Annotated in this window: 11 protein-coding genes; 1 reads left to right on the forward strand and 10 read right to left on the reverse strand. The window is 53.4% G+C overall.

Annotated elements, in window-relative coordinates:
• Window positions 1-2 precede the first annotated feature (2 nt).
• Window positions 3-3,368, reverse strand: coding sequence for a UvrD-helicase domain-containing protein (locus tag P5706_RS35045; RefSeq protein WP_198834201.1), 3,366 nt, complete (start codon window positions 3,366-3,368; stop codon window positions 3-5).
• Window positions 3,369-3,546: 178 nt separating this feature from the next.
• Window positions 3,547-6,243: a PD-(D/E)XK nuclease family protein gene (locus P5706_RS35050; protein WP_078465831.1), complete on the reverse strand. Its 2,697-nt coding sequence runs from the start codon at window positions 6,241-6,243 to the stop codon at window positions 3,547-3,549.
• Window positions 6,244-6,394: 151 nt separating this feature from the next.
• Between P5706_RS35050 and P5706_RS35055 the strand changes: the two genes are divergently transcribed.
• The gene (locus P5706_RS35055) at window positions 6,395-7,159 is read left to right on the forward strand and encodes an EAL domain-containing protein (protein WP_078465832.1); all 765 of its coding nucleotides are present in this window, start codon (window positions 6,395-6,397) and stop codon (window positions 7,157-7,159) included.
• A gap of 28 nt (window positions 7,160-7,187) precedes the next feature.
• On the opposite strand, the gene P5706_RS35060 is transcribed toward P5706_RS35055, so the two are convergent.
• The 8 genes from P5706_RS35060 to P5706_RS35095 all read right to left on the reverse strand — a co-directional run bounded on the left by P5706_RS35060 (window position 7,188) and on the right by P5706_RS35095 (window position 15,080).
• Window positions 7,188-8,225, reverse strand: a complete 1,038-nt coding sequence (locus P5706_RS35060) for an ATPase, T2SS/T4P/T4SS family (protein ID WP_078465833.1) — start codon at window positions 8,223-8,225, stop codon at window positions 7,188-7,190.
• 10 nt (window positions 8,226-8,235) lie between these two features.
• Complete coding sequence (locus P5706_RS35065; RefSeq protein ID WP_238597266.1) at window positions 8,236-9,405, reverse strand: radical SAM protein; 1,170 nt, start codon at window positions 9,403-9,405, stop codon at window positions 8,236-8,238.
• On the reverse strand, window positions 9,386-9,700 hold the full coding sequence (locus P5706_RS35070; protein ID WP_153045955.1) for a hypothetical protein: 315 nt from the start codon (window positions 9,698-9,700) through the stop codon (window positions 9,386-9,388). Before P5706_RS35070 ends, P5706_RS35065 begins: the two co-directional genes overlap by 20 nt.
• Window positions 9,701-9,702: 2 nt before the next feature.
• The gene (locus P5706_RS35075) at window positions 9,703-10,815 is read right to left on the reverse strand and encodes a radical SAM protein (protein ID WP_233100552.1); all 1,113 of its coding nucleotides are present in this window, start codon (window positions 10,813-10,815) and stop codon (window positions 9,703-9,705) included.
• Window positions 10,816-10,934: 119 nt separating this feature from the next.
• Window positions 10,935-11,603, reverse strand: a complete 669-nt coding sequence (locus P5706_RS35080; RefSeq protein WP_153045956.1) for a hypothetical protein — start codon at window positions 11,601-11,603, stop codon at window positions 10,935-10,937.
• 107 nt (window positions 11,604-11,710) lie between these two features.
• The gene (locus tag P5706_RS35085) at window positions 11,711-12,355 is read right to left on the reverse strand and encodes a 2OG-Fe(II) oxygenase (RefSeq protein WP_078465836.1); all 645 of its coding nucleotides are present in this window, start codon (window positions 12,353-12,355) and stop codon (window positions 11,711-11,713) included.
• Window positions 12,352-13,548, reverse strand: coding sequence for an SPASM domain-containing protein (locus P5706_RS35090; RefSeq protein WP_177345119.1), 1,197 nt, complete (start codon window positions 13,546-13,548; stop codon window positions 12,352-12,354). Before P5706_RS35090 ends, P5706_RS35085 begins: the two co-directional genes overlap by 4 nt.
• Window positions 13,545-15,080 (reverse strand): radical SAM protein, encoded by a 1,536-nt coding sequence (locus P5706_RS35095; protein ID WP_285685311.1) that lies wholly within the window; start codon window positions 15,078-15,080, stop codon window positions 13,545-13,547. Before P5706_RS35095 ends, P5706_RS35090 begins: the two co-directional genes overlap by 4 nt.
• Window positions 15,081-15,097 lie beyond the last annotated feature (17 nt).

Raw genomic sequence — 15,097 nt, forward strand, 5'->3', positions numbered from 1 at the left:
GCTTAGGCAACCTCTGCAAGCCGGTCGAATGCTGGGAAATACAGCACCTTTTTAACAGGGATGGTGATACCGGCATCTTTCACAGCACGCTCGTACTCATCCATTTTCGGCCGGTACCGCTCAACCTCCCGCGCAACAAAAGCGTCTTCGGACATACCCTCCGGGCAGTCCGGAGTTTTGTAGTCGCTGATCCAGTAAACCCCATCATCTTCAAAAGGTCGATCCAGGAAGCGGTGAACCCAACGTCCGTTACGGTATGCACTGACCTGCACCTCATGGCCACTGCCCGGACGCTTCTTCAAGATCCATTGCCCATGAATACTGTTTACGGTATTGGACAGCAGCCGGAGGATGCGAGCAACCGCCTGAGGAACCTCAGCAGCAGGGAAGCCTTCACGACGAAGCATCGATGCGATAGCCTGAGCCTTTGTACGCACGCGAGCTTCATCCCAGAGTTCGATACCCTGCTTACCGATCTGCTCTACAAACCAGTGGTAGACGATACCGATGGTCTTGGCGCGATAGTCGCTCCCCTCCTCCTCCCGCAATTCATCGTTCAGTTCATTTTCAGTGGGTACTTGGTCATTGCTTGCAGCCGGAACAAAGACCGTTTTAGGCAATTCGACTTTGTAGCTGGGAGCCAGGCGTGCCTTAGAGGGAACCCCAGAATCCGTAACTGCAACAATAGGGAATGCCGGGGCGACCGCTTTCACTTGGGCTCCAATAGCCGACCACAAGCACTCAGCCAACGAACCTGCTGCTGGCTTGATTTCCTTCTCTTTCTGGACCTCACCCTCGGCAGCAGGGAAACGGTCGACGCATACGAAAAGGTGGCAATCTTCTTTGGCCCGAGTCGTCCCCACGTACGCCGCCCGACATACTTCATCAGAAATATCCTTGCGAACCATGCGGCCAACGAATTTGAATAGACGACTATCAGGGGTGGTAGTGTCCAAGTCTCCGAGGTTAGGAACGACGGAAAAGACACCATCCATCTGGCGGAAGTAGAACAGAGGCGCATCATCTTTAGCCCCGCCTTTGTTTAAGCCAGGAATCAACACAATGTCGTATTCCAGGCCTTTGGAGCCGTGGCAAGTCATGACTGTTACCGCGCCAGCTTTTGGGCTTGCATATGCTTTGTCAATCGCGCGGAAAAAGGCCTGAGGGTCAATAAGGTCACCTGACTCCGTGTGTGAAGTGAGTAGCTTGAAGATGGTTTCCACATCGTCCATCTCGCCAGTATTTACCGTTGCAGGTCCGCCCAAGGCGATCCAGGCTGATTTAACAGCCCAACCCAGCTCTGAACCACGACTGGAGCGCTTCACTCCGTCCAGAACCTCCAAGAGCCTCAACACTCGGGTCAGTCCTTCGGAAGACAATTGAGCCTGCACGCCTTCGTCGCGTAGAGCATTCTCAATGACGTTATGCCCCCGGGCGACAGTCAAACAGTCTGCCCAGCTAAGACCAACGAACGCTGCCCGTAACAGTGCGATCCACGAAGCTCGATCAGCGGAATGCCAGAGTGAACGAATCAGTGAAATCACTTCAGAGACAGGGGCAGCCTCTCCAATGGGATCAATATCCTTACCGCGAACCTCAATTCCAGCCTCTTTTAACATCGGCAGAATGTGTTTCAGGTGCGAGCGACCACGTACTAGGATTGCGATCGACTTTGAAGGGTCTTTTGAAAGGGCTTCCTGAACAACCTTTGTAACTTCTTCGGCTTCACCGATTTGACCTGTGGCCACGGGGTGTACGCTCACACCGCCATCGCCTTTCCGGAACGCTACCGATGGGACGAACTCATAAGCTGAGTCTTTGAAGACCTCGGCATAGGTCGCGTTATTCCACTCAACGACGCCCGGCAAGGACCGAAAGTTGACAGTCAACCGGAGAATATCCATTTGCTTGGGCCCGAAAGCTTTCGCCTCGACAACTGATGTGAACAGATTCAGGTCAGCGCCACGGAAAAGATAGATCGACTGAAAGCCATCGCCGACATAAGCGATAGAACGATTGTCGGCCGGCTCCCAGTTCTCTACCAGCAGTTTCAATAGGTCGTATTGGGCCTGGTTGGTGTCTTGGAATTCATCAACCATGATATGCAGAATACGGTCTTCTTCGAGCAAGGCGTCGCCGACAGTCTCACCAGCGCCGAGAGCTTGAATGGCGCGCTGAGCGATTTCAGGGAAGTCCAGTGAGTTTGTCCCTTCCATTGCCAGCGTCAGATTGGCCAACAGATACCGAAGAATTACCGTGAAGTGCTCGACCATTTTTGCTGAACGAGCTGGGTATTGAAGTTCTGGCAGGGTTGCAAGTGTGGCTAGGGCCTGAGCATATTCTTGAGAATGAGGGTTAACCTTGAGGTCAGCCAGAATTCCATTCATCTCAACTGTGCAGAAATGCTTAGCTGGGAATCCGTTGGCTACGGTTACTTTCGCCCGGAGCGTGCCGGTACTAGTCAGCATGTAGGAGGCAAATTGCCCGAAATATTCGAGCGTTTTCGCACTCGCAATGGCAGCGGGCATTTCCGCAGCCCACTCGAAACCATCAAGGGCACCGGAGGCAGATTTAAGGCAAGTCATTGCACGTTCGAGATCAGATCCTGGGATCAGTGAAATAGCTTGTTGGGCAGCATGCAGAACAACTGAGCTGACCGCTTCCTGCATTTCAATAGTGTCCAGTGCCATGATACGGCCGGCCCACTGATCGCGTTTCATTAGTAGGTTTTCGAACAGTGGAACCAAAGCTTCAAATCGGTTTTTAGCGAAAGACAATACCGCCTCAAGCGCGTTAGAGAGAGACTCAGGAATGTCGTTGTCGTTAACGGACTTGAGGGTTTCGAGAATCGCTTGACGATAGATGAGCGAAGCATCGTCGGTAGTTTTACCGCCACCCAGCCCGGACATGATTGGAGTTTTGCTTGCCAGTGAAGCGCAAAAGCTATCGAAGGTCATAATGCGCAGACGGCTAGGGTTCAAGAGAAGGTTCCAACCCATTTCCTTATCTCGATCTAGCACCAAACGAGCCAGACGGTATTGCGGGAGCTCATGGGCCAATTCAGGCTCAATGCCAGTCGCTGCCTGCTGCAACGCACCAATAACACGCTCTACAATTTCAGCAGCAGCCATGTTGGTGAATGTGATAGCCAGCACTTCCTCAGGGCGCTCCACGACTGTCAGGCAGGAAAGCAAGCGCATTTGCAAGGTAGACGTTTTACCTGATCCGGCCGGGGCCAGTAACAGTAGCGAGCGGCGAGGGTCGATAGCCAGGGCGCGCGCTTCGGCATCTGCAATGCTGAGACCTCGGATTCCAGCAAAAATAGGGTCCAGGTGCGGCAGAGCGGCGAAGGGTACGAATGCAGTCATGTGGTCAGCTCCAATTCAGATACACCCAGAATAACGTCGCCCCCGCGTGCCACCAGCCGCCAAAGTAATCTTTCAGGACGCAGGTCGGTAAACCCGGGATTGGACTAAAAGTTTTCGCATGCGGAATGTTTTAAGCTATGGGCTCCCCTTCGCTATGCATTGGGAGCCCGACTGACGCTTATCGTGCGATAGGCGCAATGTACTCGTAGCCGATTGGAAACCCCTTTCCACATAGGTCCAGAGTCGCTTCGCCACGGATGAAGCCAGCACTCATAGAATCCAACTGCCGGTTCCATGCATCTTTCTGAGCTTCCCATTTGTCCGAGGTATCGACGTCCTCTTGTCTGGCCTTCTTCCCTTCGACGAGATTGGCCGAAAAGTTTGAGCGAGCATGAAAACCGAGAGACTTTTGATTCACCTGAGCCAGCACAATGCCGTCGATTGGTTCTACTGAAGCGACACTGAGGTCGATCTTGGTCGCGTAGATTGGCAATTGAGGCTCTGTGAGGGTGGAAGCATTCAGACTGTTCATCCGCATCTCTTGGCCTGTCTTGTAGTCAAACACAACACTCCGAGAGACCGTTTGCTCTTCGTTCAAGAAGATGCGCTCCCGACGATCAAGGCTTACCGTCAAAGGTACCTGCCCAACAACGATGTCATGGCGTTCTTCAAAGCCGATAACCTCGAACTCGAATTCCCGCTTCTTTTCGAGCTCCAACCACTCAATGGTCAGGTCGACGATACGACGTTGCTCAAGCATGATCAGCTTCATGCCGTAGCGCCAGATCAGCTTGTATAGAAGGTCCTCGGAAGCCAGCTGAGTGTGGTGCTGGACCTTGGCTTTGAGCTCGGCAACCGAGAATGCCTTGAGTGCCTTGGAGGTCACCACCTCAGTCCAAAATTTTTCAAGCACAAGGTGGATCATTGTCCCTTGGATTCGAGGATCAAGGCCGATGATTGGTTGCGGAAACATGTTGGCTCGTAGGCGATTGCGCACGAATGAATAGAATGGGGACTCTGCATAGTCCTTGAAGATGCGAACTCCACCCTTGATATCAGTTAGTTCGATATCGCTGACAGCTGGGGCCTCCTCTTGCTCGTAATTATTCCTATCCAACTGGCCCATCAGGTCATCAAGGAAGTCACCCTTTGTTTCCAGGGTAGGTGCAGTTGCGGGCCACGTGCCAAACAACTCACTGGCCCCGATGGCCGCCCCCTTTTCGTTATGGCTGGGGCACGACACCGTGACGTCAGCGCTAGAGCTGAGGAGTGCGCCCACAACACTTTGAGCATATGCCAGCATCCCTTCGCTAGAGGCGTCAGAAATCCCCGCATCAATCTGAAGATCGGTAGGAATGAAGGGTGATGGCTCAGCGCGGCCCGGCAATACGTTGTTCGATGCGCCAACGATCCATAAGGCGTCGAAGTTGAGGCCGATAGCATCCTCATAGCCCAAGATCGAAACTGGGGCCAAATGGCTGATACGGGGCTGGAATTGTCGTGTGTCTACGACCTCCCTGAGCCACATGAATGCTCGCTCATACTGAACAGTCCCGAGTTGAGCATCCAGTGTGCGGAACATTGCAAGCGCCTCAGCCCAAGCATTAAGTGTCTGGAAATTGGCACTGTCCAGTTCGCTCTGACCGGGCCAGCCCATATCGTTCAGGGCTTCGGTAAAATGGTCGGCCCACTCAGATGGATATCGGCTTTGCTCGCCGGACACCAACTTCTCAAGAAGTCCACCAAAGCGCTTTCGGAAATCAGGAACTGCATCCCCCTTGTATGCCCCAATAGCCCGCAGAAAATCCTTGCCACCCATGTTCAGGCCTAGGTTGTCACGGAACCACAGATCCAGAAGGGCACGGGTCGCAGACTCGCCCACATGGCCAGCAATCCAGCGAGAGCGCAGCACACGGCTGAAAGTCTCGGAATCTGCCTTGTCGGGCGTGATGGACAACAGATCCATAGCCGCACGGATCATGGGGCGGCTACCCAGCGTTGCACCACTGGAAATATCCCACGGCGCCCGTGTTTCACCATCCGGACCAACAGGCATTAATGATCCTGGGCTCGTATGCAAGCTCAGCGCATCAAGCAAGGGGCCTTTGTAGGAACGGATGTCAGGTACGACGATGGCGAGTGAAGGTGCAGCATGAGGGGCGTCCACGAAGGGCAGCAGGTGATCTGACACCCATTGCGCGACCTCAAGCATTTCGCTCGCATTATTGTGGCTGCGCACAAGACGCGGGGTCGTCTTATCCCCCTCTGCTGAGACGATAATTACATCAGTACCGAGAGCCTCTAAGGCATCGAACACGGCCTTTTCTGCTGGGTTCAGGGACATCATGCCTACGATAATCACCCGCTCCGGGGGTTGAACATCGCCAGCCTTGATAGCCTTAAGCAGGAGCGTAGGGAGGTGAGCACGGAACACATACTGTTTTGCGCCGCACACGCTATCGAGTTGAGTCTTCCATTGGAGGAAAGCCTCAAACTCTTCTTTGAATCGGAAGCGATCACTATCCATCCCAATCAGGTACTTGTTTACCTGCGAGTACGCCACCCCAACTCGGCGAGCTGCGTTCGTGGAAGAGATCATGTTTGACGGCAGTAGGTCCGACTGGTCAATTACCGACTTCACAGTGGCCAACTCCTGAACAGGGTTGAGGGCTTGTTCGTCGGGCATCAGCTCCAACCAAGTGGTCTCAATCCACTTCGTGATGGTCATAATCTGCCCCTTGGTGAACCAAGCCTTCTTCCCACCTACCGCCTGGAGCAGTGCTGCTTGTAGCTTAATGTGTCGCGCGACACGCTCTGTCGAGGCCAGGACAACTGTCCCGTCTGTGATGTTTGAGAGGTGGCTGAGGAATTTCATTCGGGCAGATCTCCGTTTTCGATACACCCAGAATAACGGCGGTCTTTAGTGCCACCAGCCCAGACCAAATGAATCATTTCCAACGGAATGCGGCAAATGGGGTAGTGACATCCCACTATTAAGGTATCCGCTCAATGCTTGGTTGCGTCATATGTCGATCCAGAGGTTATCCCAGACTTCGCCTTGGGCACATGAGGGATCAGTGCCCGTAAGATTCAGCCTGGCATACCAGCCAGTCTTCAGTGTCATGGATGACCAAAGATCAGTAATAGCCTTTGAGTCCTTGCTTCGGATTTCTGACAGCACTGGGACTCAGGGGCCAGCTGCGCTTGTCGCGCGTGCAGAGTCTGATGGTTCGATTGTCGATATCGACCGCTGGGTTCTGGCCCAGGTGATCAATCAATTGAAATCCCGGCCGAGGCTTTCTGTCTGGATCAACACAAGCCAGTTGTCGATCGCGCACCCATCCTTCGTCGGAGATGCCGTGCAGGCCCTCCTTGCAGCGAATGTGATGGGCAGGGTCACGTTTGAAGTGACTGAAACTGCAGACGTTGAGGCTCACCTGCTTGCGAAGCGTCTTGAGGCTCTTCGTTTACAGGCGCTGACAGTGATGGTCGATGACGTGCGTGATGGTTACGCAAAGCGCTCGCTCTTGCTAAGCGACTCGGTTGTAGGCTGCAAACTCTCACGCGAGTCAACCATGGAGCTCATGGTGTCTGAGTCAGCGCGGGCAGAGGTGCAGCGTCTGGTAAAGCTTTGCCGTCGGCGAGGTAAGCAGGTTGTGCTTGAGGGAATTGAGACTATAGACGAGTTGTCACTGGCCAAGCATTTGAATATTGACCTGTGCCAAGGGTACCTGCTTGGTATGCCGGCAATCCCCTCAGAATTACAACACTTCGCCGAGATGCGCCCCTGACTGAGGGGCGCTAGAGCGTATCAATACATTACCGAACGTAGTCCAGTTGTGAGTCGTTGATACGACCACGTGTCTCAAGCCATTGGCGAAGTTCTTCACGTGTTGCCTGATTCTTGCTTACCCAAGCTGTCGCCGACTGGGCCATAGATACACGTTTCTGAGAAACCATTTCGTTCATCAACTGAGGCAGCTTCTCTGGGCCGTCAGCAATAATCTGACGTACAGAATTGGTTACATACAGCGATTCGTAAATGGGTAGCGGCTTGCTTTTCCCATCACCGCGTCGATAGACATGCTGCCACCAAAGTCCGCGTAGAACAGATGGCAAGATCCGAGCGAGTTTGGGATCGAGCAGCGAAGCCATGCGCGTTGGGATATCGATGGCACTGTCCGCATGGAGGGTACCCACAACACTGTGACCGAGGGATGCGGCGAGAACCGCTGCGTCGGCAGTTTCTGGGTCACGAATCTCACCAACCATAATTGTGTTGCGATACTGCCGGACGAAGTCACGGATCGCTTCTGCGAACGAATCAACGTGCGTACCTACTTCACGCTGAATCACCCCCCCGCCTTGGAACTCAACTTCAATAGGATCCTCAACCGTACCGAGGTTTCCGCGCTTGCGCCCCAACTGCTCAATAGCTGAGATCATCGTGGTCGACTTACCAGATGACATCTGGCCAGCAAAGATGGTCAAGCCCGACCCTTCAAGAAGCGGACGAATAGCGTTCCAGTCTAAGCCTAGGTCTTTATCAACCCTCGGAATGGACTTCATGAGCTTGCGCATTGTGATGACCTGGCCGCCGGATGAGTCAGCCAAGATGCAGCGGTAACGCTCGCCGTTAAAGGGGGTGGTGAAGTTGGCTGCCTTACGCTTGTTGCCTCTCCCCTTCTCGGAGAGCATCCGATCGAAGAAGTCTTTCCAAGCACCCGGGGGCTTCATGATTTCGAACCGACCGTTGTTATCTTCAGCCTCAAGGCTGTCTTTGGTCAGAGTGATGTTGGTCGCGTCCTCTGGCCTCAAGGGTTTGTCATTAAGATGACTGGATGTGAGCACAGACACCGGGTATCTCCTAGTACAGTTGAACGGGGCCACTGAGGCGTGGATTTATAGCGTTGCGATTGATGGCATGCGCCACAAAACGCTTTGCGCCAAAGCACTCATCGTCAGGCTTGTTTGGTTTGGCGAACTCGAGGAGGCATGCGTTACGAAATTCGCATGATGCGCACTCAGGATTGTTGTTCCTACGCATCTGCCGCCGGAGATAAAGAAGCCGCTCACGCGAACAGAGGATGTCTCGAAAGGTCACCCCCGGCTCAAGGATGTTCCCAAATGAGTGCAGGTACTCCTTCCAGCCATCACGGTAGTTGGGAAGAACCATGTCGCCATCGGGGAGGAGGAACAGTGTTTGACCGGCCATGTTGCTCATGGCGTTGCCTTTGATCTTTTCCACGGCAAAGTGTGCTTCGCCGATCGCAGGAGCATTGAACCCACGCTCCTGCAGCTCGTACCAGTAGTCGAGCATTTCGATCATGAAGTCATTGAAGCCTTTCATGGTTGGGGCAAGTACATCGTATTTGCCTGGCACGTCGTTCTGCTCATTGAGCATGAATGGCAGCCAGCCCGACTCCTGAATTCCCATCTCACGTAGCTTATCCAGAGTGTGCCTTGGGCCCTGGGTCAGGAGGTCCGAGTTGACCACGCTGATGGTACCGACATTCAGGCCTCGCCTGATCGCCTCCCGAACCTTGAGTTCCCACTTGCGTACATAGTTACCTGAACGCATATCGCCATCGTATGAGGTCTGTACATAGCCATTGCAGTGCTTCTTCCACAGCGGTTCCCAAACATCGAGGTCGACACCAAGCATTGAGGTCAGCATCACATGACGTACTTGGTAGCCCTCTGCTGCTGGGAATTCTTCAGCCATCACCTGAACGTACCCTTCGAAATATTCAGGCCCGGCGGCAGTCGGCTCCCCACCGTAGTTGTACGCAATGATGGTTTTCTGATCCGGCTGCTGCTCCTCGAAATAGTCGTAAATCTTGCGACAAATGACCCGCAGGTCATCGAGGGACATAACGCTCTTGTCTGCTCGCTGCTCCTTACTCAGATAGCAATGTTTGCAGTTATAGGGGCAGTGCAGCGTCGGCATTATGGTGAAAACGAAGTAACCATTTTCAATGGTATCTGGCCTAATATCTGGGCCCATGAGTGAAAAGCTATCGCTGCCGGACTGCACGCAGCACCTCCTCATTGATAACGAATCTGCCTTGGCCAAGCTTGTTGGATTCCTCAATGAGGGATTCAGCTTTTCTGAAATACGGCGAGGACGCTTCCTCCACGTACACTGGGGTCGACTCAAGGTGGGCCGCGAATTCGAGCTCTTCAGGCGTGCGCTCTCCGCTGCCCTGCCCCTGCTTTTTCTCAAGGGCCACGATGGTTTCGAAACTCAGCAATTTCTTGCCAGCCCGGAAGATGATTCGAGCCAGCAGAGGAAATATCGAGAAAAATCCAGGTGGTTTAGACTCGTCCACTTTCACCCCACCGCAATCAGGTTATTTCCCATCGCGCGCTCACGCTCGAGAACAGATTTTGGAAGTACGCCCTTCTCCTCGACGAGATGTCGCACGTACTTGATGAAGGTCTTGAAGCCCGGGCATTCGTCTTTCTGATTCCACTGCTCATGCAATACACCGCAGTTTGCCTGGCACAGCGTTCGCTCATCGCAGGTACGACATATCTCAGGCAATCGCCGTGCCTTCGCGACCTCTCGCAGATAGCTTTTTGAAGTGAGAACATCGTGGACGGATGTCGTAAACTCAACTTCAGTAACACCGCCCTCTCCAATGACCTCTCTAGTCTCAAAGACATTGCCGTGGGAAACGTAGTCGTTAGTGCCGCCCTTCTCGATACAGCTGATCGTACGGCCGTCAGAGTCGAAATCCAGAGCGCCAGCGACTATTGGACATACCACGTCGTCCGAGGGGACGTTCCGAAACACAGCTTCAAGCCATGACTCGCAAGGATTGATCCAGAGGTCATCGATGTGATCACGCTTGGCCAGGTACCAGTCCATCAGTTCCATGTAGAACTTTGAGGTTGCCGCGTGCTTGGGCTGAATGAGTTTTGCATTAAGATCCCCATCGCCCGATGGGATGAAGAACCCGAAATGGACTTTCGTGAAACCCAATTGGTACAACTCTTCCATCATCGCAACGGCGCCGGCTTCGACAACAGGCTTAACTAGCGCAGTCGTGACAGCGAAATCTTTGGGTCCGTAGATTTCTGGTTGTCGGGATTCATTCATGAGCGTGGTTACGTTGTTTCGCCAGATCTCTTCCTGCCTACGCTTCGTGAACCTGGTCGACCGCTCATAGGATGTCGAAATCTTGTCGAACAGCCGAGCGACATCGAGCGCCTCTTTTGTCACAAGGTTGGTCACAATCGAGAATGAAACCGCTTGTGGGATCAGGGCTAACAATGCCTTAGCTTTAGGCAATGCGCTTTCATAGAATGGCACTCCAAGCATCGAGGGTTCACCGCCGATGACGTGGATATCGACATGGTTGTAGCGCTGAGCGAAATTATGATCCGCCTGCATGTGCTCGACGATCCCAGCCACAATATGGAGAAACTCCGTTTCGCTCATGTCAGGGCTCTTGTCCTTTTTGTCGGACAAAATGTAGCAGTGTGAGCAACGTAACTGGCACCGGCGAGTGACGTTGATCTGAAACAGGAATGTGCTACGCCCCGTTTCGCCGATTGAGGTCAAGCCTGGCTGCATGGGGGCGTCCCTTTAAATAATACTGATCGGAGGTCGTCGATGCGGCCGTCGCTATCAACCACCTCGGGTTTGTTTAATCTTGCTTGGCCAACGCGCGTGTATGCACTCCCGCTTGAGTCAACGAACGATGACGGGTGGCTTGTCAAAACGACGGAGCGTGCGCTGATGAATTCGATCTCATCGTGGTTAATGATCGTTCGGTGTAGACGTCTTGATAGGTATTTCCAGCCAGGGTTGATTCCAGCTGCATCCCGCTCGCCCGGACGTACCGGAAACAACACTTCACGACCTGGCTCACCACGAATATGTCCGTGACTAGTCTGAAAGGTCGCACCATCAATCAAAGTGACCCGGCCAGTGGCCATGCAAGCGCTGCAGAGCAATGAAAGGCATTCGGCGATAGAGACCCCGGAGGGTAATGATGGGAAATGACTGCGAACTTCCTCGGCGATCGCTTCATCCCAAGAGTTGAAGATCGCGACCGCATTTTCGCCATAGTCAGGATTGGGCCATGATTTGGCGTCCAGTGTGTCTGGGAGCACGACAACTTGTTGGCCTTGGTCGGCCAGGGAAAGGGCTGCGCAAATCCCCACGAGGGGATCATTTCCCATCACAATTGTGTCGGGACGAAGCGACCCGTAAATCCCATCCACAAAGGCATCAAGAACACGTAATACAACCCCAGTAAGCGTTAGCGAAACCGGAGCCGTTATTAGTGCGTCCCTGAATTGAAGCCGCCTTAGCGGGAGGTGAACACTGCTCAACGCCAATCATCTCCATATCTCTTGCGCGGGTAAGCACGCATTACATTCTCTCGATAGCCGAATTGGCCAATCAGTGTGTAGCGCGCCTTGTCGCAAAGGATCTCAGACACGCTATGAACCCATCTCGGGTTCGTGTTAATCAGCCATACGGCTGTGCCATGGTTGGGCGACACAGCTTCTTTCACGACAACCTTTGATGGATCGACAAGCGCTCCCTTGTCGTCAATATCACCCTCACCCAACAACAGCTGCCCGCCGTCTTCAGGAGTCCAGATTTCATCCGATAGGTAGATGATCACCACCATCTGCATGGGGTCGTAGGAGTCGTGGTGCCATCCCATCGAGTCTCCACGCTTACCACGCTGGAGCATCACGTTAGTCCGGCTCCAGTCGCCCAAATGGGCCCGGATGTGCTCTGTCTCTTTGCCCAGACCAATCAATTCCATGGGCCCCAGGTAGTCCAGCGGTACTGACAGGCTTCGCGAGGGATCATCTTCTTCCCACGACACCACATCAGGGCTGCCAGGCTTATCGGGCTGGAAATCATCCGCCTTCGCGGCGTTCAGAAAAGCGTCAGCAATGTGCTTAGGGATAGAGCTTACAGCGAAGCCATCCCTGTAAATCGAATTCAGGTGCTTCAAAATTCAGCCTCCACCATTGCGGCCAGGTTGGCCCTATCAAGACCCGCTGATTTGGTGTTCGCGTGCCGCATGTCAATTCTATGAAGCCAATCAACAACCTCACCTAACCCATGCTCGGCGACGCCTTGATCGATCAGTGAGAACAGAGACTTCCAACTTGTGCAGTGCTGGCTTCTGCCGTACATGCCACGCCCTTGAGCTGCTGACTCGAACATACAGCCACCCTGGCATTCAGTGAGATACGGACACGAACGACAGTTGTCGTCGAGACGGTTCGGCCGCTCACTGAGCATTGCAACCATTTCAGCGTCCCAAACGCTTGTGAGGGCATTGCCTAGCTTCCCTATTCCGCCATCGGCCATGTCTTGGCATACATAGAGATCTCCATTCGGCTCAAGGGAAAGTGACCGCTTGGTGCAGTCGGACTGAAACGCACAGGCAGCGCCTACAGCTTGCTGCTGGCCAGACAGCGTTCGAACTCGTGCCTGAGTGAGGTAGAAGTAAGGCTCTACGATGATGGGTAGTCGCATGAACCATAGGCGGAAACCTGTTACAAATGCGTCCTTTGTAGCCTCTGCCCCCTGCAAAACCTGGCCTGGAGTGCCGCCTTGGAAGAGCGGGCGGAGAGTCAGCATTCTTTGATCTCTTGCAGAGAGCATCATTTGTCGGGTTACGCCGTTTAGGCCAGATTCATCAAGGACATATACGGCCCCCGGCACACTCCGCTCACGCCGAAGAGCGGTATCAGCTTCCTTCCAAATAAGACGGTACTTTTCTGGCGAACCGCCAACGGTCCGGACATCACTCATGTCATCTACAGAAGTACCAAGCCGGCCTTCAAACAAATCGTAAAGTCGTTTTGCCCGGGCGGGAGAACCAATCAGATTACTCTGGACACCATCTACAAATTGAATCCCACGTGAGGCTGCCATCTCGCGCAAGTAGGTGACACACTCCAATAGCTCCGCGTGAGGTACCGTCAAAATCTCTCCGCCGATGTACTGGGCAGTGAGATGTGTCGGAGAAATACCGAGTTTTTGAAACCCTTCCTGGAATATGAAATCGATAGAGCGCTTGAAGTCATTTGCGGGCATTCGTGTCGACTGCGATTCCTGCCAGCTGCTGCAATACCCGCAATCGGCATTGCAGGCCTTTGTCATTCGAATATGAAGCGTGAGTGGTGAGGGAGTCATGCTGCTCGCTCCCGCATCTGAATCACCTGGCTACAAAATTGGATCATCTCCTCGTGGCTTCCACCGATCGTTTCCGCTCCAACTGGCAGACAACCCTCAAGCTCCTGAATCGTCCGCATCATCAGCTTGGACAGATACCATTCGCCGCGGTAACGAATCTCATTGAAAACGGCGACCGGGTCGAACTCGAGGAAATGAAAATTGCCATAGACAATATGCCGATAGAGCTCTTCTCCACCTTCGTCGGCGGCTTCAACGTACCAGCCCGGATAGTCATCGATTTGGGCACCAATTGCATCGTAGAAAAAGAGCCGCTCTACCCACCTTTTTTCGAAGAGCTTTCCAGGCTTCATTGCTACTAGCCTGGCCCGGTCGAACTCAGTGAAATACTTGTCGTAGTTACCAGCAACGCTGTCCTCAATGAGTGGCACATCCTTGCCCTTGGCCACAGCAGTCGTAACGAGCCTCTTTGTCATTGCCCCCTGGCGCCGGCGAGCTTCTGTTCGTCTGAGATAGCCAGCTCGGTCCAACCTACCTACCGTGGTTTCATCTGCAAAGTCCCACACGCGCTTCAAACCAGCACAATCGCCAGACGCAATGAGCGATGACATATTTGGATCGAGATCCTTATGCCACGCCCACCCTCCAGAGCAGGTGATGGCGAATTTGCACGTCCCGCATGCTTGATAAGGCATCCGATGCCGAGAGACGTACTCAGGTGTGTTATTGAAGATGGCCTTCGCTGAGAACAGTGGATCGTGCACGGATAGAGTCTGGGTCGGGAAAATTGACTCATTACCGGTGTAGCTAGAATTGAACGTGACCTGACCGTTGGGCTCGATTTCTATGTCGTATGAGTCGTTGCCCGGATAGTGATAGTGCTCGCCTGATCGGGAAGCGGTTCGCATCTCCACAAGCGGGCTGATAGTCACACCCTGTGGAACCAACGAGTTGAGTTCAAGCAGGTAGTCGGAAACATCTCCGTACGTACAGGTCTTCAAGAAATAGCTCTTACCGCTGCCGGCCGGATACAGCATGTCGCAGCTGATGTCAGTTATTCCACGGCTGACGAACTCATCGACGATGAATTGAGGGCCGCGCTCAATGACTCCTCGACTCATAGTGATACACAGTGTTTTCCGTTTGATACCGGTAATGGCTTCAAGCGTCGCGAAATACCGAGGAAGTAGTTTGTCGTTTTTTAGAAACCTGTTGGTGTCGGGCTCCCACGGGACAAAAATGTCAATCCCGTACCCAAACTCGGTTCCTACAGAGTTGAGCAGGTCAATGTATTCAGGGTCTTTGAAGATAAGATTTGTGCACCAGATCAACGCTGCCTCAGCGTCATAAAGGGTTTCCCAGGCCTTCATAGTCTTGAGGGTCCACGGCAGGTTCCGCTCCCAGAACTGGAGGGGCATCATGGTCAACTCCCCACCCAGCAGCTCCACGTTTATCTTGGTGACCTTTTTGTCGCGACAGAACAACTCCTCGATCCGCTGGAAGGACTCGCGGTAAGTACCTTCATCCATCATGCTTTTGTCCCGCAAAA

Origin of the sequence: Pseudomonas sp. ChxA (assembly GCF_030263855.1) — a bacterium.
In the GTDB taxonomy this organism is placed as follows: domain Bacteria; phylum Pseudomonadota; class Gammaproteobacteria; order Pseudomonadales; family Pseudomonadaceae; genus Aquipseudomonas; species Aquipseudomonas fluorescens_CB.

Bases quoted from the DNA above. Each gene is read 5' to 3' on its own strand.
- P5706_RS35045 (WP_198834201.1), bottom strand. From the start codon at position 3,368: ATGACTGCATTCGTACCCTTCGCCGCTCTGCCGCACCTGGACCCTATT.
- P5706_RS35095 (WP_285685311.1), bottom strand. From the start codon at position 15,080: ATGATGGATGAAGGTACTTACCGCGAGTCCTTCCAGCGGATCGAGGAG.
- P5706_RS35090 (WP_177345119.1), bottom strand. From the start codon at position 13,548: ATGACTCCCTCACCACTCACGCTTCATATTCGAATGACAAAGGCCTGC.
- P5706_RS35055 (WP_078465832.1), top strand. From the start codon at position 6,395: ATGTCGATCCAGAGGTTATCCCAGACTTCGCCTTGGGCACATGAGGGA.
- P5706_RS35075 (WP_233100552.1), bottom strand. From the start codon at position 10,815: ATGAGCGAAACGGAGTTTCTCCATATTGTGGCTGGGATCGTCGAGCAC.
- P5706_RS35050 (WP_078465831.1), bottom strand. From the start codon at position 6,243: ATGAAATTCCTCAGCCACCTCTCAAACATCACAGACGGGACAGTTGTC.